The 25037-nt window shown below is 67.0% G+C and carries 19 protein-coding genes and 1 pseudogene; 2 read left to right on the top strand and 18 right to left on the bottom strand.

Annotation, left to right across the window (positions count from 1 at the left end):
- The 14 genes and pseudogenes from DEJ24_RS05990 to DEJ24_RS16815 all read right to left on the bottom strand — a co-directional run bounded on the left by DEJ24_RS05990 (window position 1) and on the right by DEJ24_RS16815 (window position 21607).
- A complete protein-coding gene (locus tag DEJ24_RS05990) occupies window positions 1-6396 on the bottom strand; it encodes a DEAD/DEAH box helicase (protein WP_111077711.1) in 6396 nt (2131 codons plus the stop codon).
- On the bottom strand, window positions 6393-11051 hold the full coding sequence (locus DEJ24_RS05985; RefSeq protein WP_258374741.1) for an Eco57I restriction-modification methylase domain-containing protein: 4659 nt from the start codon (window positions 11049-11051) through the stop codon (window positions 6393-6395). Before DEJ24_RS05985 ends, DEJ24_RS05990 begins: the two co-directional genes overlap by 4 nt.
- A gap of 3 nt (window positions 11052-11054) precedes the next feature.
- Complete coding sequence (locus tag DEJ24_RS05980; protein ID WP_258374740.1) at window positions 11055-13943, bottom strand: DEAD/DEAH box helicase; 2889 nt, start codon at window positions 13941-13943, stop codon at window positions 11055-11057.
- A gap of 402 nt (window positions 13944-14345) precedes the next feature.
- Entirely contained in the window at window positions 14346-15203 is an 858-nt protein-coding gene (locus DEJ24_RS05975) for a PASTA domain-containing protein (RefSeq protein ID WP_181436537.1), read from the bottom strand.
- Between the two features lie 464 nt (window positions 15204-15667).
- Window positions 15668-15883 carry a hypothetical protein gene (locus DEJ24_RS17375; protein ID WP_111077708.1) on the bottom strand — a complete coding sequence of 72 codons (216 nt, stop codon included), beginning with the start codon at window positions 15881-15883 and terminating at the stop codon, window positions 15668-15670.
- Complete coding sequence (locus tag DEJ24_RS16820) at window positions 15880-16347, bottom strand: PTS transporter subunit EIIB (RefSeq protein ID WP_181436536.1); 468 nt, start codon at window positions 16345-16347, stop codon at window positions 15880-15882. The genes DEJ24_RS17375 and DEJ24_RS16820 overlap by 4 nt, the downstream gene beginning before the upstream one ends.
- 142 nt (window positions 16348-16489) lie before the next feature.
- Complete coding sequence (locus tag DEJ24_RS17180) at window positions 16490-16645, bottom strand: hypothetical protein (RefSeq protein ID WP_258374739.1); 156 nt, start codon at window positions 16643-16645, stop codon at window positions 16490-16492.
- 43 nt (window positions 16646-16688) lie between these two features.
- Window positions 16689-16847 (bottom strand): annotated as a pseudogene (locus DEJ24_RS17370) (N-acetylmuramic acid 6-phosphate etherase); the annotation flags it as partial.
- A gap of 577 nt (window positions 16848-17424) precedes the next feature.
- Window positions 17425-18180 carry a hypothetical protein gene (locus tag DEJ24_RS05955; RefSeq protein ID WP_111077706.1) on the bottom strand — a complete coding sequence of 252 codons (756 nt, stop codon included), beginning with the start codon at window positions 18178-18180 and terminating at the stop codon, window positions 17425-17427.
- Window positions 18164-18850, bottom strand: a complete 687-nt coding sequence (locus tag DEJ24_RS05950) for an ABC transporter ATP-binding protein (RefSeq protein ID WP_111077705.1) — start codon at window positions 18848-18850, stop codon at window positions 18164-18166. Before DEJ24_RS05950 ends, DEJ24_RS05955 begins: the two co-directional genes overlap by 17 nt.
- Complete coding sequence (locus tag DEJ24_RS05945) at window positions 18843-19382, bottom strand: site-2 protease family protein (protein ID WP_111077704.1); 540 nt, start codon at window positions 19380-19382, stop codon at window positions 18843-18845. Before DEJ24_RS05945 ends, DEJ24_RS05950 begins: the two co-directional genes overlap by 8 nt.
- Before the next feature lie 211 nt (window positions 19383-19593).
- On the bottom strand, window positions 19594-20547 hold the full coding sequence (locus tag DEJ24_RS05940; RefSeq protein ID WP_111077703.1) for a YydG family radical SAM peptide epimerase: 954 nt from the start codon (window positions 20545-20547) through the stop codon (window positions 19594-19596).
- Between the two features lie 62 nt (window positions 20548-20609).
- Complete coding sequence (locus DEJ24_RS05935) at window positions 20610-20750, bottom strand: YydF family exported signaling peptide (RefSeq protein ID WP_110905174.1); 141 nt, start codon at window positions 20748-20750, stop codon at window positions 20610-20612.
- A gap of 212 nt (window positions 20751-20962) precedes the next feature.
- Window positions 20963-21607: an NUDIX domain-containing protein gene (locus DEJ24_RS16815; protein WP_258374738.1), complete on the bottom strand. Its 645-nt coding sequence runs from the start codon at window positions 21605-21607 to the stop codon at window positions 20963-20965.
- A 94-nt stretch (window positions 21608-21701) separates the two neighbouring features.
- On the opposite strand from DEJ24_RS16815, the gene DEJ24_RS05925 reads away from it, so the two are divergent.
- Complete coding sequence (locus DEJ24_RS05925) at window positions 21702-22718, top strand: ADP-ribosylglycohydrolase family protein (protein ID WP_111077702.1); 1017 nt, start codon at window positions 21702-21704, stop codon at window positions 22716-22718.
- A gap of 64 nt (window positions 22719-22782) precedes the next feature.
- Here the strand turns inward: DEJ24_RS05925 and DEJ24_RS05920 are convergent, their stop codons facing one another.
- The 3 genes from DEJ24_RS05920 to DEJ24_RS05910 are packed head-to-tail and all read right to left on the bottom strand — an operon-like array spanning window position 22783 to window position 24293.
- Window positions 22783-23262, bottom strand: a complete 480-nt coding sequence (locus tag DEJ24_RS05920; RefSeq protein WP_111077701.1) for a DUF4395 domain-containing protein — start codon at window positions 23260-23262, stop codon at window positions 22783-22785.
- Complete coding sequence (locus DEJ24_RS05915; protein WP_111077700.1) at window positions 23259-23723, bottom strand: co-chaperone YbbN; 465 nt, start codon at window positions 23721-23723, stop codon at window positions 23259-23261. The genes DEJ24_RS05920 and DEJ24_RS05915 overlap by 4 nt, the downstream gene beginning before the upstream one ends.
- A 54-nt stretch (window positions 23724-23777) precedes the next feature.
- Window positions 23778-24293 carry a hypothetical protein gene (locus DEJ24_RS05910; RefSeq protein ID WP_111077699.1) on the bottom strand — a complete coding sequence of 172 codons (516 nt, stop codon included), beginning with the start codon at window positions 24291-24293 and terminating at the stop codon, window positions 23778-23780.
- 74 nt (window positions 24294-24367) lie between these two features.
- Here DEJ24_RS05910 and DEJ24_RS05905 point away from each other — a divergent pair, with 74 nt between their 5' ends.
- Window positions 24368-24586, top strand: a complete 219-nt coding sequence (locus DEJ24_RS05905) for a DUF1653 domain-containing protein (RefSeq protein ID WP_181436535.1) — start codon at window positions 24368-24370, stop codon at window positions 24584-24586.
- A gap of 27 nt (window positions 24587-24613) precedes the next feature.
- On the opposite strand, the gene DEJ24_RS05900 is transcribed toward DEJ24_RS05905, so the two are convergent.
- Window positions 24614-24982 (bottom strand): hypothetical protein, encoded by a 369-nt coding sequence (locus DEJ24_RS05900; protein WP_146245939.1) that lies wholly within the window; start codon window positions 24980-24982, stop codon window positions 24614-24616.
- Between the last annotated feature and the right edge of the window lie 55 nt (window positions 24983-25037).

Below are 25037 nucleotides of genomic sequence, written 5' to 3'. Positions count from 1 at the left end.
TCAGGAGTCCTTCCGGTTGCGCGGGATTCGGAGGAGAGCAGGGTCGTCCGAGGGCGAGACGAGCGACCATCCGTCACCGAGGAGTTCGTCCCGGTCTGCTTCGCTCAACAGTGCGTCGAGCGCGATGCGTTCCTCTGGCCACGCGATCGGGACGGGGATGCCGCTGTTCGTCTCGTGGCCGAGGACGGGAACGACGCCGCCGACTTCCGCGAGCTGTCGGAGGATCGACGCCTCTTCCGGCTCGGCCAACGCGATCAGCTCCTTCCACTCCGTCGTGAGATCCGCGCGGGACTCCTCGCGTATCGGCACCGTCGGAGCAACGGCGATGCCAGTGCTGGAGCTGGCCGTCGTGATGGTCACCGGCTCGACCAAGCGGGCTCCGAGCAGGTTCGACAGTCGGAGCCATCGCTGCCAAGCTTCCCGGAAACCTGGTGCGGTCAGCGCTTCCGGGCCGTCGTCGAGCACGAGCGCTGCCTCGGGCGGTGTCGCTCCCTGCACGCCGACCGGACGACGCGCGAGCATCGCGAGGTGTGCGGACCGGAGCGCCCACGACGTCGGACCAGCCGTGACCGGCCCGCTGCTGGCGAGCGCGAGTGCGATCGCCTGCTCGACGATCGACCCGCTCTCGGCGACCATCTTGCCCCTGGGGATCGCGAGCATCGGGAGCGCATCGGCGAGACGCTCTGTCCGTGCTGCAGCATCCTCAGGGCTCTGGATCCATCCCATCAGGGTCGTGACCGGGTTCTCGTCGAGCATCTGGACGTCCGCCGGGGTCAGCTGGAACGGCCCGGCGAACTTCAACGACGTCGACGGGTCGTAGATGTCCAGATCGAGCTCCGGTTCACCGTCTCGCAGGCGGCGCAGGTCATCCCACGTCAGAGCGACGACGCGGTAGCCGAGATCACGCAGGCCCTGGCGCTTCGTCGCGTCGTCCGCAAGTCGCAGGTTCGCCGGCGATGCGTGGTATGCGAAACCGTCCGTGTAGATCGCAATCGGAGGGACATGAGCCCCCGATGCCTCGAGCACGAAGTCCGGCCGGGTGCCGCCGACGAGCTGTTGTGGCCGCAACGACCACGTCCGGTGCTGTCCAGGGAGCGTGACTTGGACCGTTGACCCCCACTCGCCCGGGATCTCCTTCAGGCTGGCGCCGAGCGCCGTCACCCGCTCCTTGAACATCTTCCGGAACCACTGCTCGAGGTGTGACTCTGGGTCTTGGACACCCGGGTCGACCTCGGTCGTCGACCAGTCTGACGCGCTCCCGTCGCGGTACTGCAGCAGCACCTGGAGGTTGTGGAGTGCGCTGGTGCGCGACACGCTTCCCACATCGCCCCCGGGGGCGAACGGCAGCAGACACTTGTCGCACGCCGCTCGGACCGGGTCGCTGGCGCAATCGCACCGCTCCAGGGCTGCGAGGGCCTGCTCGAACACCTCCCGAATGCGCGCCGGGTCCGCAAGGTCGGCGAGGTAACCGGTCCCACCGGGCACGGTGTCGTGGATGAGCAACGCGAGGTTGTTCACGTCCTCGCCGGGGACGGGTTCGACGATGGTCCCGAGCTGGAGGTGGTCGGGATCGCCGCCGATCACCTCGCGCAGACCGAGCTGGATCGCGGCGGACAAGCTCGGCATCGACAGGGCGTCGCCGACGGTCATCGAAGGCGGTACCCGCAGCACGATGGCCTGTGTCGTGAGCGTCCGCGTGAGGGCGATCGTGTCGGTGTGCTCAGCTCGGTCCTTGCGGTACCGACACCACACTCGGTGTTCCCACGCGTTGTTCGTGTCACCCTCGCGGTCGAGCTTCCCGCAGCCCTTGCAGACGCGGAACAACGGTGCGGCGTGCTCCGATCCGGCGACGAATCGACTCGCCCCGAGCCCCGTGCGACCGAGGTTCACCCAACGCAGCGTCATCGACCGCGCGAACTTGCACCCGAACCCAACCTCGTCGACGTACCACTGCGCCGACACGTCCGCGTCGTCCAGGTCTGCGGCGAGCTGGACGGTGAAGCGGACGCGCTCGCGTTCCTCATTGGAGTCGCTGATGCTCGACTCGTCGCGTCTGACCTCGGCGGAGACGTGCTCGATCTCGACGACGCGGAGCCGTTGGTCGACGTCTGCGATGGCGGTGCTCGAACACCTCGGGCACGTCGCGACGGCGCCCTCCTCCAGATCGCGCGCGAAGCCGCAATCGGGGCAGAACGCCATGGTCCTGACCTGTTCGCCCTCAGTGCCGAGATCGACCGCATCGATTGTCACGTCGAGGCCCTGCGCGTAGAAGTGCGCGCCTGGTGCGAACTCACTGATCGCACGGCTGCGCCCTCGCTCGTAGCTCCGCTGTTCCTCGGCGAACTCGCCGGACTCGGGATCGATCCAGGTCAGCCCGACATCGAGTTGCACGCGGTCGTCGAGCAGCGTGTAGTTCGGGAGCACGCCGTACCGTTCGAGCGCCGCGACCCAGAACTCGGTCCGTCGTTGCCCGGCCTGCTTTTTCGCTAGGCGCAGCGAGGCTCGAGCCGCGTTGTGGGCGGACACGTCCTCGCTCTCCTTGGTAAGTTCGGCCAGGCGCTTGAGTTCGGGCAGCGACTCCTCGATCGCCTTCGTCCGGATCCGGATCCGCTCGAGCTCCTGGTTCCAGTGCAGGCTCGCGTCGAGCAACGTCCGCGCGAGCTGGCTCGACCGAACGGCTGTGCCGACCGGACGAGCCCAGTCGGACAGCCCGTTGACAACGTCCTCGCTCAATGTGTCGAACGCGCCGGAGAAGCGCGCGAGGTGCTCGTCCGCGCGTTGTTCCGCGTGGGCGATGACCAGGTCGAGGAACGAACCGGGGTCCGAACCCTCGAGGACCGTCGGTGCGTACTGGACCTCCGGGAGTGCGCCATCCGCAGCGAGCTGATCGATGACGAAGGCGGTGTACTGGCGCTGCAGGATCTCGATCGCGTTCAAGTACGTCGCTGGGGGCCGGACGGCACCGTTGATGACGGACGACGGATCACCGATTTTCGGTAGCTGGTCACCCCGTCCGAGGATGAACGCGAGGATGAGGGCGTTCCCGGTCAGTCGCCCGGCTCGCCCGACGCGCTGCAGGTAGGACGACACTGTTCGGGGGAGTCCGGCCAGGAAGACGGTCGACAGGTCACCGATGTCGATGCCCATCTCGAGCGTCGGCGTCGCGACGAGGACGTTCGGCGCGTCGGGCCGCACACCGCTGTTCTTGAACTGGGTCTCGTAGTCGAGCCGGAGCTTGTCCTCGAGCAGGCTCGTGTGCTCGCGAGCGACGACGCGACGCATCTGGCCGTTGTCGTACTGGTCTCGGTAGAAGTTCTCCGGCTTCGCATCCTTGCGCAGGAGCATGCCCGGGCACCGCGCCATGGTGCACGGCCCGCCAGTGAGCTGGTCCACGGTGGTGGGAGCGGACGGTGTCTCGGTCTCGCAGGTGTCGCAGACGAGCGTCTGACCGACGCCGGATCCGACGACCGGAGCGATGATGACGCTGCTCGGTGCCAGTCCGTAGGCACGGGTGTCCCCACCCGCGATCGGCCGTGACGTCACGATCCCCTCGCGGTCGAGCGTCTCGAAGAGCCGACGCGCGAGCTTCTCGCCCGCCGACGGCACGACTCCCAGGCATCGAGCGGTCCACCGTGCGTACCAGCTCTGCGAGGACGTGACCGTGTCGAGTGCCGACTCACGCGCGCCGGTCGTCTTCTTGCCCACCCGCGCGAACGCGGGCGCTTCGCGGCCCTTCGGGAAGGCGGGCATGCCCTCTTGTCGCGGCCGGCCGCCCCAGACCCAGTGGCGGTTGCCGTCGTTCTCGACGTACTTGTCCAGCCAGGGGTGGTCGATCGCGCCGCGCTCACGTAGCCGTTCGAGAGTGCCGCGCACCCAGCGGACCACCGATGCGCCGTCGAGGAGACCATCACGGCTGTCGTCGAGCGACCAGGCGACTTCGAGACCTTCGACGGCGGCGCGACCCACTGCCTCCAGGCGGGTTGCCGGCCCTGCCTCGACGTGCGCGGCCAGGCTGCCGGTCTCCTCGAGGGTGCGCCCGACCCGCGATTCGAGACCGAACTCGAGCGCGAGGTCGAAGGCCAGCCTCCGCTGCACCCGCTTCTTGACGACTGCCGACACGGACTTGTCCGTGTCCCAGAACCCGCGGAAGCCGTTCCGCTCGGCGAGGTCGGGAGGCAGGAGCCGGTACCGCTGGCTCGGCGTCTGCGCGGCGGCCATCATCGCCGCCGGGATGTCGTCGAGCGTCGTTTCTTCTGCGACCGCCTGTCGGACGGCGTTCCGCAGGTTGAAGACCCGGGCCCGGCTCTGGATGAAGCCCGCGCGGTGCGCAGCGTCCTGCACGCTGTCGGTGAAAACCAGCGCCTTCTTCTCACCGACGTCGAGGTGCCGGTCGCCGAACAGGGTCGTGACGACGGTGGACAGCTGCGTGGCGATCGCTGACCCCAGGAACCGGATGCCGTTCGACTTGCCGCAGTTGGGGCAGACGTCGTCGCGGGACTCGTCGTCCGCGTCGTTGCCCGTCAGCGTCAGGACCGGTACTGCGACGCCCTCGTCGTCAGCATTCGGGCGCTCGCTCGTGAGCTGTCGGTCTGCCACGCGGAACCACCACGGGCCGGTGGTCAGCCCGTCGTCGCTCTCGCCGGCGGTGGCGAGTTCTCCTTCACGGGGCGCGTGGATGAGTGCCCGGAACCGGCTCTTCGACTGCTTGGTGGCGTGGTCCCGGCGGATGTTCGCATCGGTCTGCGCCAGGTCCCAGCCGGTCGGGGCCAGCTCGACGCCCCAGCCACTGCGACCGCAGTGCCGGCAGTACAGGGCCGGGAAGGCCGGCGCGATCTCCGCTGCGGCGGGCCCGACACCGGCATCCGTCCGCAGCTCGCCGTCGTCAGCCCAGCGGAACTCGGGTAGCGCCTGCGCCGCCCGGTCGACGCGCGTGAGGGAGCGCACCCAGAGGTGCAGGTCGACCGACACCGACCGGCGTCCGACCTCCTTGCGGAGGTGGCTGAGCGCGGCGAGCACCATCACGATTGTGGTTCGGCGAGCGTCGTCCCGGTCAGCGGGCCGCTCGCCTGCGACGAGTTCGTCGGGGAACAGTGTCCGCGCGAGTTCGGTGAGGGAAGTCGCCTGTTCGCTCGCGGTCACGAGCGTCCGGACGAAGGGATGAGCCAGCATGAGCGCGAACTCGAGCTCGAGCCGGTCCGCGTCGTCGGTTGCCGAAGCAAGCGCAGCTGCGAAGCGCTCCTGACCGCCCTCGTCCTCCATAGCGACGTAGAACAACTCGAGCACCGCGGCCGTGATCTCCTCCGGGCTGCGGCGGTGTCCGCCGAGCTGCTTCTGGAGCTGCGCGGTGCGAGCGTCGATCAGCGGAACCGGTGCCAGGTGCAGCTCCTCGACCGCCTCGATGGACTCACGAGCCCACTCGTCGACGGACAGTCTCGTCTCGGTGACGACGCTCGAAACGTCGAACCCGCCGCCGAACACCGTGTTCGCGAACGCGATCATCGCGCTCGGGTCGCTCCCGTCGCCGAGCGTCGCTGACGTCGCCACGGGCGTCACGACGCCGAGCGAACGCTGCCGCGCCGCAGCGTCGAAGCCATCGTCGGCCCAGCGTCCCTTGAGCGCGAGGCCGAGGCGACGCAGGAGCATGGCCACGTCCGTCCCCTGGGCGCCGTCGTACGTGTGGAACTCGTCCAGGACCAGGTACTGGAGGCTCGTGGCGCTCTGGTCCCAGAGGGTCGCGTCCGACGGACGCAACAGCAGCTGGTCCAACATCTTGTAGTTGGTGAGCAGGACGTCCGGAGCCTGCTCCCGCATGGCGGGACGCGAGGTGATCAGCCCGTCCTTCGTCACAGCCGAGCGCTGCGGGCCTTCCTCGCCGACGTAGAGCGCCGCTCGGATGCCGCCGAGCGCCGGGTCGGTCATGATCAGGTCGGTGATGCGTCGAGCCTGGTCGTTCGCCAGCGCGTTCATCGGGTAGAGGATGAGCGCCTTGATCCCCTCGACGCCCTTCCGCTTCGCGCGCAGGACGTGATCGAGGATCGGATAGAGGAATGCCTCGGTCTTCCCCGACCCGGTCCCGGTCGTGACGAGCGTCGGCTGCGGACCGTCGTGCTCGGGCGTCTGCAAGCTCGAGAGCCGGGCGAGGGCTTCCGCCTGGTGCCCGTACGGAGCAATCGGGGGAGTCCACTCGAGCGCCGCCTCCCATCCGGGATCTGCTGCACGGAACGGCAGCCGGAGCCGGACGTACGGCCCTCGGAAGATCCCGTCCTCCGGGTCCTGCAGGAACTGCTGCAGCGTCGTCTGCGCCTCGGGCTCGGAAAGCGCGAACGTCGTCGTCAGGAAGTCGACGAGCCCCTTCGTGATCTCGCCGGCCTGCACGGAGGGGAGTAGCTCACTCATTCTTCGTCCTTCAGGAGCTTCTCGAAGTGGGCGTACGCCTGGCGCATGTCAGCCTCGCGATCAAGCGTCTGGAACGGGAGTTCGTACGTGTAGGTGTTGCCCGACGCGTTCGTCGCCGTGCGCTCGTCCTCGCTGATCGCGTCGTGCTTCTGCCGCCACACCTTGAGTACCTCGTTCGGCACCAGCCGGCCATTCGCGTCGTAGAAGTACACGTTGCGGTCGTAGCCATACAGCACTGCAAACTGAGTTCTGTAGAGCGTGCACAACTCGTCAGCGCTCAGCCCGACAGACAACGCCACTATTGCGTCGATATTGACGAGGGCCCGACGACGGTCAATGGCTTTTCGATATGGCTCCCATGGCGCGGAATCCTCGGGCAGTGGACCCACTGTAGAGCTTGTTTGAATGATTTCAAGTGCGGCGAGCCGAAATGCTTCAAAAGCGGATGATAAGCCTACCAGCTTCAGATAGTTAGAGCGAAGTTCATAGGAAAGAAGAGGGTGTAGATTGCGAGGGAATGGTAGCCGAGCGAACGTGCTATTGATGATGTTTGAGCGAGGAGCAACGCGTATAGCAAAGTCAGCTACGAGGGAGGCGCTGATTGCTCCCATGAGCGCCAGTGTGTGAAGGTCATTTGACTTGACGCGAGCGGAGTATATACCCAGCACATGGGCGGCTCCAGGCGGAATCACGCTCGAGATTAGCGTTCTTTCGCCGGTGTTCGCTGCCATGCTTCGCCACGCAACTCGGTAAAAATCTCTTGCGGAGTGGAGGCCGTCCGCCCAACGAGTGTAGGAGCCGTCGTAAATCGCTCGGTCCCCGGACGGCTTATATGCCGTGGTCGGCGTTGCGTCAATCGCCAACGCTTCGAGGTCGGTCGCAGACCAATCCAGATTGTTCTGCATTGTGCTATTCGGGGATTTGTACAACGGGTTACCCACAAAGATATGCGGTCCTTGCAAGATCGCTTCGCTCCAGGAGGAGACTGGGCCCCAACTTGTCTCGATCAAGCCCTTCTTGCTATCGATACTTTCGTCCCACCCGCGACTGTATTCCAAATTTAGCTCACCAAAGCGCGCGCAGGCTGACAGTTTATCGAGCACGGCCGCGGTGGCTTTGTTTACCGGGTAAACCATGCGGGATTGTCGCACGGGGACAACCTCATCCTCAAGGAAGGCGTGCCACGTCGCAAGCGTCTCCTGCGTTACCGTGATGATGCGGTTGGCGTGGGGGCGAACGTCCCATGCTCCTTGCGGATCTTTGTAGCCTGGTTCGACTCCTTCGCCAGAATGCAAAAGGCTTCGCACAATGGTCGCGGGGTGGTAGATCCAGCTTGCATTGATGAAGGAGATGTCAGCACTGAGGCTAGCATAGATATTGACGCTATACTGTTTCTGATGTCCAATGTCGAACAGCTGTAGCTCATTCATGAAGTGCCAATGTCTTTTCAAACGGCTGTAGGTCGCTTCGCGAAGTGTTCGAGCTTTTTCGTCTGTGAAGTGAGTGTCAAAATGAATCAGTCCGATCCGACCTGAACGATGACCGATTCGCCAAGTAAGGAGCATGAATGCCCGATAGAGATCGGGCTGTGTCCCCACCAGAGATGGGTATAAGTTGCTCGAGCCGAGGAATGCGGCAGTAGCAGTAACGTCAGAAACGTCCCGCACTACCAGGTTTCTGACGCCTGGAAGACAAAGTGTCTCTTCGCGTCTTGAGGCGACCTCGCTGCGCGGTGGCTTGACGGCGAGCTGCCACCACGGGTCGCCCTCCGCGAGGAGCGCGTTGACGTCCGAGCGGGGTCGCACCCACGGCGGGTTGCCCACCTGCAGATCGAAGCCGCCGCGCTCGAAGACGCTGGCGAAGTCGAGTTCCCAGTGGAAGAAGCCCTGCTGTTCGGCGATCCGCTGCGATGCCGCAAGCCACGGGTGGTCCCGCAGGACGTCCTCGACGTGGCGGGCGCTCGCGAAGTCGAGATCATCGCGCTCCTCGTCGTTGAGTGCCTCCCAGCCGGACTGTGACGAACCGAGCGTGACCTGACCGTGCGCAACAGCCCTCGGCTTCGCGACGGTGTGCTCACCGAGCAGCTCGCGGAGGGTCGCGATCCACTCGTCGAGCGTCGGCGGCGTCGCCCCGTCGATGAGGGTGTCCGTGAGCGGCCAGAACCACATTGCGCACCACGCGTCCATCACCCGACGGAGTCGCTGGTAGGCGCCGTCCCGATCGTTCAGGGTCCGTTCGATCTCCTCGCGAGACACGACGGGCTGCCGCTCGGAGTCCGGTCGATCGCGGCCCCACAGCTTGATGTCGCGCCGGATCTCCTGCTCGGCGATGGTCAATCGACGCCTCGCGAGGTCCCACAGCGTCTCAACGCGGTAGGCGAGCGCGACGAGCTGGTCGATCTGCTTCGTCGTCGGCTTCGCCAAGATGCCGCGACGCCACGTCTTCAACGCTGCGAGCGCTTCCGGCGCGAGTTCCTTCGCCTCCTTGGCATCGACCGCGCTACCCCAGCCCTCGGCGGGCAGGAGGAAGTGGTGCACGGCACCAGCGGTCGACGCGCGGAGCTGCCCCTCGCCGAGTTCGACCTCGTTGAGGAGCGGGACGTCCCGCGGGACCTGCTTGAGCCAGGCTTTGCTCGAGATCGACGAGCGGTCGTACACGGCGCGGCGGGCACCGATCAGCGAGTTGCCGCGGCGGAGGTGCAGGCCGAACCACGGAGCTTCGAGTCCCTCGGACATGGTGTCGAGCCACAGCGTGATCTCGGCGAACTCGACGGCGGTCGCGTTGAGGTCGACGCCGTACACCTGGTGGAGCGCGATCGCCGCCTTGATCTTTTGCAACTGTCGCGGCCGGTCGTCCGGGTCGACGCGCTCGCCGAGCTCCTCCTCGCGACGCTTCAGGTACTGCTCCGCGAGCTGGCGGACTGCCTCGATCGCGAACGCACCCGAGCCGAGTGCGGGTTCGCAGACCGTCAGCGAGAGGATCTCCTCCGCGTTCGTTCGCTGGCCATCCTGGTCGAGCAGCTCCTCGAGCGCCTGAGACACCGTGAACTGCGTCAGCACCTCCGGCGTGTAGTACGACGCCGACTGCTGGCGCTCACGGCCGGCGAGGCGGTAGACGAAGGAGCCCGCGGGGTGACGCACGCGCTTCGGCTGGCCGGTGTCCGGGTCTTCGCGAGTCACGAAGTGGTGCGACTCGATACCGGTCTCGCGTCCGACGGGGACGACCCACGAGCCCTTCGACGGGTCGCCATTCGGCGCCACCTCGAACAGGTCTTCCTCGGCGAAGAAGCCCGTGTAGGACATGAGGCCCTCGTAGACCGCACCGAGCTGGTTGATCCCGAGATCGGCGTAGCTGATGTAACCCCGGTCCCTGCCCTTCGTCTCCTTACTGAGCAGCAGCCGGCGCAGAACCTGCTGCAGGTTCCGGTCGCTGAGACCGACCTCGCCGATCAGGGCGATCGCCTCCGGCTTGAACAGGTCCGCTCGCAGGCTCTCGAACTGGAGGCCCGGCTCGGCTCCGTCGTCATCTCTCGCCTCGGGTGCGTGGCCGCGATCCACGAGGCGGAACAGCACGTCGAGTGACTGGTACAGATGCGTCGCACGCTCGCCCTGCGGGCTCTCGATCACGACAAGCGCGAGCTCCCGGAGACGGTCGAGGCTGTAGCCGTTCTCGTACTCCGGCGCGTTCACCGGCAGGACGCCGAGCTGCGGTGAAGCCTCGGCGTAGAGGAGGAACAGTATCCGGTAGAGGAACCGCAGCGACTGCTTCGCCAGCGGCTGGGCCTGGTCCTTCGGCAGGGGCTCGAGACCCTGCTCCAGACGGCGCTGCACGACGTCGTTCGCGATGATCTCGATGGACTCGCGGACACCCTCACGGAGATCCTCGGAGACACCGACGGTGTGCTTGACCGCGTCTTCGAGCGTCGCGGTCCACCACACGTCACCGTCACCGTCGGGGGCGAGTGATGCGGCTTCCACGCAGCTCAGGACGCGGTCGATCTCGCCGCCACGCTTGGCGTCGTTCCGCTCGCACACCAGCTGCAGGTCGAGAGCGAGGTACCGGCCCTCGTACCAGCGGTCGCGTTCGGCGACCAGGAGCCAACGGCCAGCCAGGACGAGCGCGAACTTCGCGGTCCCCTCGAACACGACCGACAGCGCGCGGACCACCGAGGTCAGCGGCTTCGAGTCGTCGTCGTTCGGCGTCCACGCGGACAGCAGCGTGTCGCCGTCCTTGGCGAGCAAGTCCTCCAGTTGCGCGACTGGCTTGGCGTCGATCAGCGCCAGCGGTGCGGCGTCCTCCAGACCGTGGATGGCCACGTGACGGACCGGACCCGTCTCGTCGAGGTGGAACACGCCCTGGACGTACCCGAGGACGGACCGCAGCTGCGTCGAGAGCGCGTTGAGGGCCTCCCGGCCGCCAGCTGCGTCGTCGGTGCCCTCCGGGTTCACGACCGCAAGGAGGTCCATCAGTTCAGCGCGCTTCGCCGTGAAGCGAGCGCGTGTCGATGGGCCGCCCGCCGTGTCCTCGGCATCCCAGGCCGCCCGCCGCTCGAGCACTCGGCTCTGGAAGGATTGCGACTTCGCGTCAGTGGTGAGGTAGTGCTCGCTGATCCAGTCTTCGCCGACGACGATCGCTTCCGAGGTCAGGGTTCCCACGGGTCAGTGCTCGCTTCCAGGGTGTTCGGGGGCTGCGGGGCTGTCCGCAGGGATGACGACCAAGAGAGGACGGACGAAGTGCTGGTTCGGCGTCATGCGGTCCACGAGCTTCGATTCGTCGTCGACGCGGTCTCGGTGCTCTCGGAGCCCGCGCAGTTGGGCCTGTTCCGCGGCGGCGCCCTGCCAGTCGTCGATCCGTGCGGCCCACTGGTGCACGCGACGGCGGATGTCGTCTGCCGTGGCCTCCATCTGCTGGACCGCCTGGCTGCGGGCGGCCTCGACCGCAGTCGGGATCAGGTCCTGCAGCGGTGCGGCATCGACCGCTCCTGGGTTCGTCTTCACCTCGGAGGTGAACCCGACGTGAGCCAGAGCGGAGCGCGCATCGGCGTGCGGCTGGGTGAAGTGGAACGAGTGCTCCGCGACGCCAGGGAAGTCAACGGTCAGGAACGACCCGGCGACGACCTGGCCGGCGCGGTTCGTCAGGGTGGCGTGGACGACGACGACGGGGTGGTCGACGGCGCCACGGACGGCGTACACGCGGTTGCGCCCGAGTCGGGAGAGTGCGCTGTCCGCCGCCCAGTCGAGGACCGGGTGCAGCGGGCCGAGGAAGTGCGCGTGCGGCCAGGTCGAGGGGCTCGACTTGTCGTTGATCGCGTTGGCCACCTCGGCTTTGCCCTGGATCGGGGTCGTCGCCAGGAGGAGGCGTTCCGTGACCCGTCGGTCCCGGAGGTACGACTGCGGCAGGACTTCGAGCCGCTGTCGGAGATCAGCCGTGGGTTCGATCTGGGCGATGGCATTGGTGCGGGACCAGGCGACGCCGCCGTGGTCGACGTCGGCGGTTGGCGTGGTGAAGCGTTCGGCCAGCGCTGTGTCGAGGAAGGAAACGAGGTCCGGGAACAGGCCAGTACCGACGTCCGCCTTGTCGGTCTGCCCTAAGTGCGCGGGTTCGTGTTCGGTTGTGTGCGCGGTGTCCTGGCTGCTCTCGCCCGCTTGTTCGGCGGCGAGTTCGGCCATCAGCCGCGTGATGTCGTCGCCTTCCTCGAGGGTCGCCTCGACGGTCGGGACCGCGTCGTCGAAGCTGCGCTTGCGGAGGAGCACGTCGCGGATGGCTGACTCTTCGGCGGCCGCGCTGTACTCGCCCATGAGCGATGCGACGTCGCCGAGCGCCGAGTGCGCCTCGGTCTCGCGTTCGAGCAGGTTTCGGAGGACACGAACGTCACCGGAGAACTCGTCGTCGTCGACGTCGAGCAGCAGAGTCGTGATGCGGGGCGCGTGCTTCTGGCCGTACCGGTCGATGCGGCCGTTCCGCTGCTCGATGCGGATGAGGCTCCAGGGGATGTCGAAGTGCACGAGTTCGTGGCACTGGGAGTGGAGGTTCACCCCCTCGCTCGCGACGTCGCCGGTGATCAACACACGGATGGGGGAGGCGGACTGCTTGAAGCTGTCCACGAGCTCCTGCTGCTCCTGGTCCGTCAGCCCGCCGTGCATCACGCGGATCTGTTTGTCCGACAGCCTGAGGTCCTTCGCGAGTTTCTGGCGGAGCCAGTGCAGGGTCGCGACCCGCTCGGAGAACACCACGAGGCGTTCTTCTGACTTCGCGCCGACGCCGATGTCCTTCGCGTGCTGGAGCAGGGCGTCGTACTTCCCGGAGCTTGAGCTCAGCGCGGTGACGGTCAGCTGCTCGAGTCGCTCCAGCGCGTCGATCTCTCGCTGGACGACGCCGTCGGCGTCGCCCTTGCGGAGCCGCTTCAGACGCTCGCGCACCGATTCGTCGAGTGCACTGGGTGACGACAGGAACGCCTTCGCAAGGGTCCAGGGGAAGAGTGACGCGTTCTCGCCGGAGTACGGGGACCGTCCGCCTTGCGGGTGGAGCCACACCGTGGAGAGCTCCTCGGCGATCGCCGCCTCGGCAGGAGATGCAGGGACCAGGACGTTGTTCGGCTCCTGCCGTTCTGCCCAGTCGGCACCGACTTCCATGGCGACGGCAGGACTGTGCCGGTGCCGGCGGATAATGAGTCGCTTCACTTCGTCCTCGATCAGCTCACCTTCCGGCGTCACCGCGGTCGGGTCGAGCAAGCGCACGAGCCGTGCGAACGAGTCCTTCTTGCCGTTGTGCGGCGTCGCGGACGCCAGGATCAGCGCGTCCGTCTGGGGGGCGAGGCGCGACGCGAGCTCGCCGTTCAACGTCGTGTTGTTCATGACGTTGTGCGCTTCGTCGATGACGACGGCGTCCCAGCGCTGCTTCTCGAGGTGGCTGCGGTACTGGCTCTGCTTCAGCGTGTCGACCGAGATGATCGCCCGCTTGTACATGCTGAACGGGTTGCGGGTCGCCGGGAGCTTCTGACGCACGCGCTGGATACCGAGGGAGTCGAGCCGGACGAAGGGGAGTGCGAACTTCGTCCACATCTCCTGCTGCATCTGCTCGAGGACGTGCTTCGGCGTCACGATGAGGATGCGTTCTCCGCGTCCGCGACGCACGAGCTCGGAGAGGATCATCCCGATCTCTATGGTCTTGCCGAGCCCGACTGCGTCCGCGATCAGGAGGCGTGGTCGGAGGTTGTCGCGGTCGAGGGCCTTCCGGACTGCCGCACGCTGGTAGTCGAGCGGGTCGGCGAGCATCTGCGTCGACACCGTCAGAGCGTCCTCGTGCAGTGGCACTGGAGTCTTCCGGAGCGTCGCCTCGAGCCAAAGCTTTGCGCGGCGGTAGCCCGAGGAATTGTCCGCCTCGACGGTTGCCTGCGCAGGGTCGAGCGGCTTGATGTCGTCGAGGTCGCTGTAGAAGGTCGCGGTGGTGTCCCGGACGAGCTCGGAGAGCCCCTGAGCTGTGATGAGGAGACCGGAGCCGGTCAGTGCCGTCGAGAGCACCAGCCATTCGGCGTCGCGGACGAGCACCACGCTGCCTGGGGCGATGTTCGGCCATGCTCGGCTGGCAGTTGTTGAATCTACGTCGACCAACGACACGCGTTCTACCCTCTCACCCCTGTGCAGCCAGCTTGGTTGGCTGCACCGTCTCTCACCCTAAGGGCCGTGGACTCGAGCACCGCCCGCGCCGGGCCTCACTGACCACTCGAGGGCTGGCCAGGAGTCTTCTGCCAGGGCGATGACCTGCAGCTCTCGTCGCAGTGCGCGAGTTGGTGAAGTATCTCATAGGCCGAAAGCCGTCTTTGTCGTCGCCGAGCTTTGTATGCTGCTCAGCGCTCATTCTCCGATGGCCGCGAAGGAACGGCCCTTGAACCCGACCGGACGATGACCTGTGGAAGACGTACAGCCGGTCAAAGTACGACGGCTGGCGCTCTAGTTCGTCCGCACGAAGATCGTTGCGTCTGCGAACGAGAGCACTCCGCCATTGAAGTCGTTCGGAACCTCGAACGCGATGCGGCCGCTGGACGACTGGCCCTCGCCGAGCGTCACGCTCGGGATGTCCTCCACACCGGACAGGTACGTCTCCTCGTAGACCTTGCCCTGCTTGTCCGTGAGGTTGATGTCCCAGGTTTCGACGCCGGTGTGCACGCCTGCCTGGAGCGCCTCCACGTGTACAACGACCGTCACGTACTTCATGCCGGTGTCCGGAGCGTCCCAGGAATCAGTTGTCGGCTGATTCTCGGTGTAGCCGTCGAACCAGATCCGATACTCCGGGTCTTCGTCGCCAGGTCGACCCCATGAATCCATCCCGAACTTCGTTCCGACCGTCGCGGGGTTCGTGACCGAGCTGCCTGCAGAGCTGGTCGCCATCAAAGTGACCGTGCTCCCGGCTTTGGCCGACGTGCCCGCGGTCGGACTCTGCTTCGAGACCTCGTCGTCGCTGCCCGCGCCCGGTGACGCGACATCGAAGCCCGCCTGCTCGAGCTCTGCGCGAGCCTCGTCGACGGTCTTGCCGATGACGCTGGGGACAGTCCCATCACCAGTTATCGCATCTGGCTCAGCAACGATTTGTTCAGAAGCGTCCACTGGCTCGTCGCTGCTGCTTGCGTTGACCATCCCGATCGCGATCGCGATGATGAGGCCGGCCGAACCCATGATCGTGCCCGCGACTCCTCGACCGGTGCGGTTCCGTAGCGAAATGAGGCCGAACGTCAGCGACAGTGCCCCAAGAAGGACCGCCAGCGCTGGCGTCGAGGCGAAGGCGAAGAGGAGCGCGAGGATACCGAGCACCAGGGCCGCCGTTGCAAAACCGTTGCCACGAGGCTGAGGAGGCGGGCCCTGCATGAACGGCGGTTGGCCATCTGGCGTGAGTGGCGGCCGTCCGTTGGGAGGGAACGGCGGCCCGGGAGGGAACGGCGGCTGATTGCTCTGCTGGTATCGCGGAGGACCGTTGGTCGGGTATGGCTGCTGCCCGTTCGGCGGCATGGACGGTTGGCCGTTTGGCGGGTACATCCCGGACATGTCGACTCCGTGTTCGAGAAGATGAGCAGTTGGAATCAGATTATGGATTGACGTCCACTCATGAAAGTGGACGCTCGCCCCCAAGACGGGGTGTCTCACAAGATCTGCGGAATCGCGCAGCGAGGACCAGCCCAGCCCTGGCGCAGAGCGATTACCGGTAGACATGCTCCCGGCACCATCGCCCTCCGGGCCCTGTGGGCCGACGTTAGACCATCGGCATCGTCAGGTTCCGGCTATTGGTATGGATCGAGAGACCTTCCACGGCACCGCACAAGGACCACAACACGATCGTCACTGGGTAGGTCCCGCGACGTGATCGCCACCTCCCCGCAGTACCTCCCCGCCGACGCCAGCTGAACGGTCTCCGAACCCGCAGGCCTCGGCTGCCCGGCGATCTCGGGCAGCTGAAGCCCGGCGAACCGCTCCCGCGAGTGCTCCAGCCGGATCATAGGTTCGGCAGCATCAGGACGGTTCCGATCGGGGATCGCAGCGCCTCGATGACCGACGGGTGCACGACGGGTGCTGCAGTCGGATCGAGGACGACGAGGTCATGGCGGACGAACGAGCCCAGCCGTGACCACGAGTGGTCGGTCAGCGCAGGATCTCCGGCGTACACATCCTCCACGCCTGCATCGACGAGTTCGAGCGCCTGGAACAGCGGCGCCATCGTCCGGTGCTGCTCGACGCAGCCCCTCACCGAGCGGCCCGCGTCGCGCCGAGTCGATGGCGTTGAACGCGCCGACCCGTCAACTGCTATCCCGCCGTCGGTGGCGTTGAGGTTCTCGAGCGCGACCGACAAGTCGGACACGACCTCGACCCGCAGGCGGGTCATGCAGTTCTCGACGTCGGCGATGTTCGCGGAACCGCCGACGGCGTCGAGGATCTGCTGGGCGAGTTGCTGGGCATCGGGCATTGCTGTGCTCCTCGCCGGAGGGGAAACGAAAGGGGAAACGGGGTCTACAGCACGGCGCGCAACGAGCCGGCAGCAGCATCGAGGCGAGAACGCACGTCGGCAGCGGAGGCGCCGGTCAGGATCACGGCGATGGCGGTCTTGACTATTCGCCGTCCGAGGCGTCGAGCGCGGCTTGGACCTCGGCGGAGGCAGCGCCGGTGACGTCCTGCACGAGCGAGAACGCCCGGGCGACGAGCTTCGCGTTCGTCGCGCGCACGTCGACCGTGCGGTTGCCGCACGTCTTGTGGCTGCGCACCATCGCGAGCGGTGAGCATTATCGACACGAGCTTCTGCGCGGAGCCCGCTTTCAGGCCGGTCGAGCCGGCGATGAACTCGGGGCCGACGACGACATCGATGGCGATGTCTGCCTCCCGCTCCGCGGCCGAGTCGGGGTTGCACGCGACGGAGACCGACAGGGCGGAGCGGCGCCGAGCCTCCAGGGTGGCCGCGATCACAGAGGGCGTCCTACCGGACTACCTGATCCCGACGACCACGTCGTCGGGATCAGGTAGTCCGGTAGTCCGAGGACTGCGCCGTGCGAGCGCCTGCAACGTCTCCAGACGCTCGTTGCCGCAGTCGGCTACTGAACCTCATCACGAGCGAGAGTCGAGCCCGTTTCGCGGTGAACGAGTCCGGGAGCAAAGGCGGGCGCCGAGCGAAAGCGGGAGCGCGGCTGCTAGCTGGGCACGGGCGCAGTGCCGCGGTCACGGCTCGCGCAGCGCTGCCCCTCACCCCACCCGGTACAGCCCTGCCGGCGTCCCGGGCCCCTTCGCCCGGTTGCCCTCCGCGGCCACTAGCCGCCCCACGATCGCCCTCCAGAACGTGTCCGGCTGCAACTCCGCCCGAGCACCACTTCGCGCAACCGTCGCAGCTCGGTCTTCGTGAATGGTCCTCCCGTAGCTGCACCACCGCGTACTCGAGGATGTCGTCGTGCGCTTGCACCATCGCCCCTGCTGAGGCGACGGGCACCAGGCGCGCCCGCTCTTCGTCGATCGACAGGGAGACAGCCGGCACGACCTCGAGGTGACGACATCGACTTCACATCGGCAGGAAGTCGAACCTACGAACTTTCGCGAGGACAGCCCATGCAGCGGCGAACACGATCGCGGCGATCAGGTTCAAGACGACCGACAAACCCGAGATCGGCGGCAGGAAGCCACCGCTCGGACCAGTGAGGGTCAGCGGCAGGATGTTCGCGTAGAGGTTGACCGTGAACAGCTGCCCCCCGACGCCGATGAAGAACTCTTGCGTGTTCGGCGCCCCGATCCGCCAGAGCAAGACGGCCTGCACGCCGATGACGACGAGCAGGCCGACGGCGAAGAACGAAGTCGAAACTCCTCGACCACGGAGCACTTTCGACAGCGTTGCAAGGAAGGTCACCGAGAGCAGGAACGCCGCGATCGAAACGACCTTCGCCAGCGTCGCGTACCCGATCACGCCTGCCGCGTCTGCTCCTGCGGGTTCGAGGAGGCTCTGCAGCTGCAGACCGACCGTCAGGAGGTGCTGGACCGTGAGCAACACCGCGAGGACGCCCAGTTTGAGTCCGACGAGCTGCCAACGACTTCTGGTGCTGATCTGGAACAGCTGGTCACGCCCGAGAACGAGGAACGCGAACACCACGACGGCTGAGTAGACAGTCGTCGCGCTCCAACACAACAAGGTGCACAGTGCTCGGATGACGTCCAGGGTGACGATGTCGGGTGCGACCACGGCGGCAACGCCGGTCACCGTCGTGGCGAGGTACGCGGCGACGAACACCGGCAGGTGCTTGCGGAACTCAACGCGCCAGAGCATCAGCGGAGATCACTTCCTTGACTCGTGCTTCCAGACCGCCGCGTGCAGCGATCGCATGGACGTCTTCGTGCAGGACGAGCGCACCGTCGTGCACGACGATCGCTTCGTCGAAGAGGTCTTCCAGTCCTGCCACGAGGTGCGTCGATATGAGCGCAGTGGATCCTGGCAAGCGGTGCTCTCCGATCAGTTGCACCAAGCGGTCCCGTGTCCATGGGTCGACAGCGGCGAGCGGTTCGTCGAACACGTACATATGGCAGCGCCGACTCAGGACGAGGCCGAGGTGGATCTGCTCCGACATCCCCTTGGATGCCTGGCTGACCCTGAGGTCATCGGGAAGACCGAGCTCGGCGAAGATCCTCCGAGCGACGTCGGCATCGAAGTCCGACCACAGCTGGCGTGCGAGTGCGACGCACTGATCGAGTCGGAGGTGTCCGTAGAGGAATGGTGCGTCGGGGAGGTAGGCGATGGAGCCGCCGTGGAGCGAAATCACTCCGCGGTACCTGTTGATCACTCCACACATCGACCGTATGAGTGTGCTCTTGCCAGCCCCGTTCTGACCGAACAGCCCAATCACGCGGCCCCGGTCCTCGATCGTCAGTGAGAGGTCGTCGACGGCGGTTCGACGGCCAAACCGCACGGTCAAGCCTTGGATCGTCAGGAGGTCAGGCAATGAGGTTCCTTGTCAGTGTGAGGGCGGTGCGGATGACCACGAAGACGATGAAGACGACGCCCGCGACCTTGAAGCCGATCAGCCACGGGGGGTTCGCCAGGAGAGTGCGTGCAGCGTCGACGCCGGCTAGGGCGAGGAGCACCCGGTAACCGTCGGAGTTCAAGACCGGTACGACGTTCCAGGCCACCGCGATGAAGACCAGGTGTGCCGCGACTTCGATGCCTGAGGACCGGACGGCCCAGGTGTTCCCGACCAGCAGGAGGGCGTTGGTGGCGAGGTTCGCCAAGATGCCGGCAGCATGGACGATGACCTGTTCCTGTCTGCTCAGGAGCAGGCTCTGGTTCATCCGGACGTAGAACGCCGGGAAGACCCGGTAGTTGAGTTTGAACCCGACACGATCGACCGAGCGGCCGAATCCACGGAGCACGAGGATGTGTGCTCCTTCGTGGATGAGGACGGAGAACACCAGGTAGACGGCCGCTGCGATCGCTGCTGACGAGTCCGCCGGCGTCGTGCTCGTCGGCAGGAGCATGGCATTGACTGCGAGGAGTGCCGGGAGCGTTCCGACGGTGCTCCACGCAGCCCAAGTCGGAGCAGACGACCGCCGGATTCGCGCGGCGGTCCGTATCGACTCGGGCAACGAGTCGACGGGGGCGCGGTAGTAGGTACGCTCCAGGCGATCGAAGACCACCGCGTGTCCGCCAGAGATGCGGAGTTCGCATCGATCATCGGCGTAGACCTGATCAGGCCGCATCGACAGCTGCCCAGTACGCGTCGACCTGTGGCCTGATGAGGGCGATCGATTCCTCGTCCCTGAAGACGATCGAGCACAGTTCGCAGGCCGAGACCACTTCGGTGACCGTGGCGGCGGGTGCGTCCGGTGCGACCCGCCGTATCGCGTCGATGAACCACTGGAACCCCTCCCGCTGCATGATCCCGAGCAGGGCATTGCGCTCGAACGTGTCGACCACTTGCTCGAACGACTGCGCACCTGCCCGGCCGAGTGTCATCCTCGTGTCGAAGATCGGCGGCGAACAGCATGGGTACACGTTGCCGTCGTTGTGGAAGATCACCTGATTCCCCGGGCAGTGCAGCATGCCCCGGGTGATCGGCCGGCGGTGGAAATCGGACTCGGGTAGCGACCGTGCCTCGCCGGCAGGAACGACGGGGAACTGGGTGATCTGGATGCCGTGAACGCTGTCACCGAGTTCTGCCAGCAGTGCGCGAGAGTCCTTTGACCGACTCACGCACATGTTGAGGACGACCTTGATACGTCTGTCGTGCGAGGCATCGAGGATGTTCCTGATCCGCTCCGGTTTGACGTAGGGCGAGTGGAAGTCGTCGTAGCTCAGCGTGAGCTCCCGCAGTCCGGCATCCTCGAACTCGGCCAGGACTCGGTCTGCGGCTCGGCGTGTGACCCCCCAGAAGCCGTTGGTCACGCACGAGGCCACTCGTCCGCTGGCGGTGATCCGGGCGATGATCGACATCGTCCGAGCCCGCCGGATGAGGGGCTCACCGCCGGTGAGGCCGATCTCGCGCACATTGGGCTCGCGGAGGAGCTCGTCGACGATGTTGTCGACAAGGTCGTCGTCGAGGTTGGCCGTCGCGTTCGGAGAACTGCTGACGCAGCAGTGTGCGCATCGTGCGTTGCACTTCGAATCAAAGTTGATGCCGACGCTCCAGCGTGGCTCAGCCATGGTTTGTCCTCGTGTTGCTGTCGGGAAACGGTGGGGCCCCGCCCCGATCCCCGGACTGGTGATCAGCCCTTACCGCTGCCGACGATCACGGCGCCGCCGCTTCCGACGACGAAGTACCACAGGTCGTCCACGACGTCGAGTTCTGCAACCCTGTCGTCCAGCGTGAAGCTCTGGAGCATGTTGGCGCTCTCGTTGTTCTGCATGTTCCCTCCTTTCGAGTTCGTTGGGACGGGCACGGGGCGGGGCGTGCAACACCATACTCAAATCCAGAACATCAGGCCAGCACTTCCGCCATTCGGGCGCGACGATCTCCCCGTGACCCTGCCGCGGTGTCGTCGATCGGCTCGCTCAGTACCTCTGGGGGCACGGGTGCGCGAGCAGGGCTACCGCGACGAGCGACACGCTGCTGTCGCTCTCACCCCCGCCGGTACAACCCCGCCGGCTTCCCCGGCCCCTCCGCCCGCTTCCCCTCGGCCACCACCAGCCGCACCACCATCGCCCTCCGGAAGGTGTCCGGCTGCAACTCCACCCCGAGCACCACCTCGTGCAACCGCCGCAGCTCCGTCATCGTGAACGGCTCCGCGAGCAACCCGTGCGGGTCCGGCCGGTCACGGTGGTCCTCCCGCAGCTGTGCCACCGCGTACTCGAGGATGTCGTCGTGCGCGTGCACCATCGTCCCCGCTGCCGCGACGGGCACCAGGCGCGCCCGCCCGGAGTCGATCGTCAGGGCAGCGGCAGGCACGACGTCGAGGTGCGCCACCGACAGCACCCACCCCCGGGAGTCCCGCGCCGGGTCGTCGAACACGTGGAGCTGCCGTGGCGCGAGTCCCTCGACGCCGGCCTTCTCGCGCAGGGACCGCAGCACCGAGTCCGCGAGGCGTTCGCCCTCGTGCACGAACGTCCCCGGCAGCCGCCAGTCACCGTCGACGGCGTCACGGACCTGCAGCACCGACAGCTCGCCGTCGACGACGGTCATGACCGCGGTGTCGACCGCAACGGAGGGGTGCGGGTAGTCCGCCAGACGCTTGCCGTTCGGGTCGCGATACTCGGTGTCAGCCACAGCCAGGAGTTTACGCGTACTTGCGCTAATCGCCAGGCCGGTGCAGGATCGGGTTAGCGCGGATCTGCGCTAACCTGCATCCGGAGGTCTCGCCATGACCGAGCACACCACGATCCTCGACCGCGCCGTCGGCGCCGTCCTCGGCTCCGCCGCCGGTGACGCCCTCGGCGCCGGCTACGAGTTCGGGCCGCCCGTCCCGGAACCGACGCCGATCCTGATGCAGGGTGGCGGCTCCCTCGGGTGGCAACCAGGGGAGTGGACGGACGACACGAGCATGGCCGTGCCGATCCTCCAGGCCGTCGCCCGAGGCGACGACCCGGCTGCGGAAGCCACCCTCGACAGCTTGGTCACCGCCTGGGCGAAGTGGGCGCTGGACGCACCCGACGTCGGCATCCAGACCCGAGAGGTCCTGGCCGGACTGGGCCCACGCGAGCCGGTTCCGACGCGTCGCGGAGCTTGCGGAGCGACGTGGCGGCCGAGCTCGTGGGGAGAGGCCCACACCGCCGCCGCCAGTCGGCTCGCTGCCCGGCGGGTTCACGAGTCGACCGGCCGGTCGGCCGGCAACGGGTCGCTGATGCGGACGGTGCCGCTCGTCCTCGCGTACCTGCGCGGCGACGCCGGTGAGGAGGAGCGGCTCGCCTCGGCTGCCCGCGCCGTCAGCGACCTGACCCACTACGAAGCGGACGCGGGGGACGCGTGTGTGTTGTGGTGCGTCGCGATCCGGCACGCGGTGTTGCACGGCGAGCTCGACGTCCTACGGGGGCTGAACCTGCTCGCACCGGCGGCCCGACGGACGTGGACGGAACGACTCGTCGCCGCGGAGCACGCGGAGCCGGTGGCCTTCACCGCGACGAACGGGTGGGTCGTGTCGGCGCTGCACGCGGCCTACGCGGCGGTGCGGTCGTCGACCTCGCTCGAGGACGCCCTCGTCCGAGCAGTCCGGTCGGGCAACGACACGGACACGGTCGCGGCGATCGCCGGTGGCCTCGCAGGTGCGCTGTACGGGGCTGCGGCGCTGCCTGAAGAGTGGCGAGCCGTGCTGCACGGGTGGCCGGAGCTGCGGGCGGACGACCTCGTGGCGATGTCGGAGCGGGCGGTCGGCGGGCGCTGACTGGTTGCGCTGGAGTCGGCGTCGGAAGCTGCCGTGGGGGGAGCTTCCGACGCCGGACCCGGTGCTACGCGATGCTGCTGCGGCCGCGGAAGACGCCGACGCGCACGAGCCAGACGTACATCAGGCACCCGATGCAGACGTCGAACGCCGCGTTGAGGAACGCGGCGACCAGGGCGACGGCAGCGCCGACCGGAGCGGCGTAGGGGACGCCGATCAGTGCCAGGACGAGTGCGACACCGGTCACGACGAGCCCGACGCGCTGGGCGAAGGTCGGGGGCTCGGGTGCCTCGAGTTCGGCGGGCGGGCCGAGTCGCGGGCGCACCAGGCGGCGGAACAGCGCGCCGTACGGGTGGCGGGCGATGCCGGCGAAGCCTCCCCAGGCGAAGAGCGCGGCGATGACGGCGAGCAGGACGATGCCGATCGTCCGCGTGCTGTCGTGGAGGGTGAGGACGATGTCGAGCGCGAGGAGGACCGTCGTGATCGCGGCGCCGAAGCGGGGCGAACGGGGGTCGATCCCTCGGGAGGGTGCAGGGCTGGTGGTCATGGGTGCTCCTCGGTGAGGACGGCGTCGAGCGCGGCGATGAGTTCGGGCTGGCGGGGCGGTCCACCGAAGCGGGCACGGACGGTCTGTGTTCCGTCCACGAGGAGCACGGTCGGGGTCTGCATCACGTCGAAGCGCCGCGCGAGCTCCGGGCGTTCGGCGAGGTCGATCTCGAGTCGGCGGACTCGGGCCGGGCCCCCGGCCGTCGTTGACTTCGACGCGGCGACGGCGTCGAGTTGCCTCGCGGTGGCGGGGCAGCGTGCGCACGTGGGCGTCGAGAACTGGAGGAGCGTTGCGGCGGTGCCGAACGCCTCCCGGTCGGCGAGGTCGGCAACTGTCGTCGCATCGCTGCCTCGGGATGTGACCACGCGCGCTCGGCCGGTGCGGCTGCCGAGCAGCAGACCGAGGACCGTCGCGACGGCGAGGACGCCGGCGACGATCGCGAGTGAGAGGGCGACAGTCATGGTCTGGACACTACGTCGCGTGGCCCGCTGGACCAAGGGTGTTGAGCGGTGTGACTAGTCCGCAACGCCCAGCCGCTCGCACTCCGCCCACTGCTCGGGGCGGCGCTTGTCCAGCCATGCGGTGAACTCGCGGTAGCCGCGGTAGTTCGTGAAGACCATGAACTGCTTCTTCCGCTGCTCGTTCCAGGCGGTGAGGCTGATGAACGTCACACTGCCGTTCGACTGCTTGCCGAGACGGAGCGTGTGGATGTCCTCGACTTCGCGGCGTCGGAACTTCCCGAAGCCGGACTTCACGTCGTAGTGCCGGTCGTAGACGTTGATCCGCCCGGCGGCGAGAGCCAGGCCAAGCAGCAAGGACCCCGCTCCGAGGACGATGAAGATGCCGAACGCGGGGCTGTCGTCCGAGCCCGCGATGAGCTGGAAGACGAGCCCCGGAACCCCGATCACCAGGCCGATCACGCCGAGGGCCAGGAAGATCACCCCGGGGAACAGCGGCCGGCGCACGACGATCTGCGGCGCCACCTCCGCCTTGGTCGCGCTTCCGCCCCACTGGTTGATGCTGTCGCTCATCGTTCCCCCTTCGACGGACACCGTACCGGGAACGGCGGCGCACGGTTGGCTGTCGTCTCCGTACCATCGGGAGGATGAGCGATGACGTGACCCCTGGGCGGTACCGGCACTTCAAGGGCGGGGAGTACCAGGTTGTGCTCCTGGCACGGGACGTCGAGACCGAGGAGCCGGTCGTCGTGTACCAGGCGCTGTACGGCGAGCACGGGCACTGGGTGCGAGGCCTCGCGGACTTCACCGCGCATGTGTCGCGTGACGGGTACGACGGACCGAGGTTCGTGCGCCTGGATTCGTAGTCGTGACGGCGCGACGGCAACCTCGGCTCAGAGCGCGGCGCGGGCCTCCTCGACCGCCGCGATGAGCCGCGGGACGCCCCACACCACGAAGCGCCCGTGCACACCGCTCCGCAGTTCGACCCGGAGCTGCCGCGACAGGCCTCGTGACACGTCGCTGAGTGAAGCGATCTCGCGCAAGGGGAAGCCGAACTGCGGGCGGACGCGGTTCACCGCGTGCCCCTCGAAGAACAGCGCGGTCGAGGTGAGGACGAGCTTGCCGCCGATCCCCTCCGTGCCCTTCCGCCCAGGCACGAGCAGGCCCAGCTCTGCCGCGACGGACTGGTCCTTCGCACCATGGTCGATGAGCAGGTTGGCGTTCTTCCGCAGCAGTGTGGTGCTGGAGTCCCCGGGTTCCATGTGGCAACCGTACGGGAGGCTGCTGCACGCGCCAGTGACGTCGGTGCCCGCCCCT

This window comes from Curtobacterium sp. MCPF17_001 (assembly GCF_003234615.1).
GTDB lineage: Bacteria > Actinomycetota > Actinomycetes > Actinomycetales > Microbacteriaceae > Curtobacterium.
Note: the sequence above shows the minus strand (reverse complement) of the source record. Positions and strands in the feature narration are given on the sequence as shown.

Coding starts and splice junctions, on each gene's coding strand:
- DEJ24_RS05990 (WP_111077711.1), bottom strand. CDS start 6,396: ATGAGTGAGCTACTCCCCTCCGTGCAGGCCGGCGAGATCACGAAGGGG.
- DEJ24_RS17375 (WP_111077708.1), bottom strand. CDS start 15,883: ATGATCCGGCTGGAGCACTCGCGGGAGCGGTTCGCCGGGCTTCAGCTG.
- DEJ24_RS16820 (WP_181436536.1), bottom strand. CDS start 16,347: ATGCCCGATGCCCAGCAACTCGCCCAGCAGATCCTCGACGCCGTCGGC.
- DEJ24_RS17180 (WP_258374739.1), bottom strand. CDS start 16,645: ATGGTGCGCAGCCACAAGACGTGCGGCAACCGCACGGTCGACGTGCGC.
- DEJ24_RS05955 (WP_111077706.1), bottom strand. CDS start 18,180: ATGCTCTGGCGCGTTGAGTTCCGCAAGCACCTGCCGGTGTTCGTCGCC.
- DEJ24_RS05945 (WP_111077704.1), bottom strand. CDS start 19,382: ATGCTCCTGCCGACGAGCACGACGCCGGCGGACTCGTCAGCAGCGATC.
- DEJ24_RS05940 (WP_111077703.1), bottom strand. CDS start 20,547: ATGGCTGAGCCACGCTGGAGCGTCGGCATCAACTTTGATTCGAAGTGC.
- DEJ24_RS05935 (WP_110905174.1), bottom strand. CDS start 20,750: ATGCAGAACAACGAGAGCGCCAACATGCTCCAGAGCTTCACGCTGGAC.
- DEJ24_RS05925 (WP_111077702.1), top strand. CDS start 21,702: ATGACCGAGCACACCACGATCCTCGACCGCGCCGTCGGCGCCGTCCTC.
- DEJ24_RS05920 (WP_111077701.1), bottom strand. CDS start 23,262: ATGACCACCAGCCCTGCACCCTCCCGAGGGATCGACCCCCGTTCGCCC.
- DEJ24_RS05915 (WP_111077700.1), bottom strand. CDS start 23,723: ATGACTGTCGCCCTCTCACTCGCGATCGTCGCCGGCGTCCTCGCCGTC.
- DEJ24_RS05910 (WP_111077699.1), bottom strand. CDS start 24,293: ATGAGCGACAGCATCAACCAGTGGGGCGGAAGCGCGACCAAGGCGGAG.
- DEJ24_RS05905 (WP_181436535.1), top strand. CDS start 24,368: ATGAGCGATGACGTGACCCCTGGGCGGTACCGGCACTTCAAGGGCGGG.
- DEJ24_RS05900 (WP_146245939.1), bottom strand. CDS start 24,982: ATGGAACCCGGGGACTCCAGCACCACACTGCTGCGGAAGAACGCCAAC.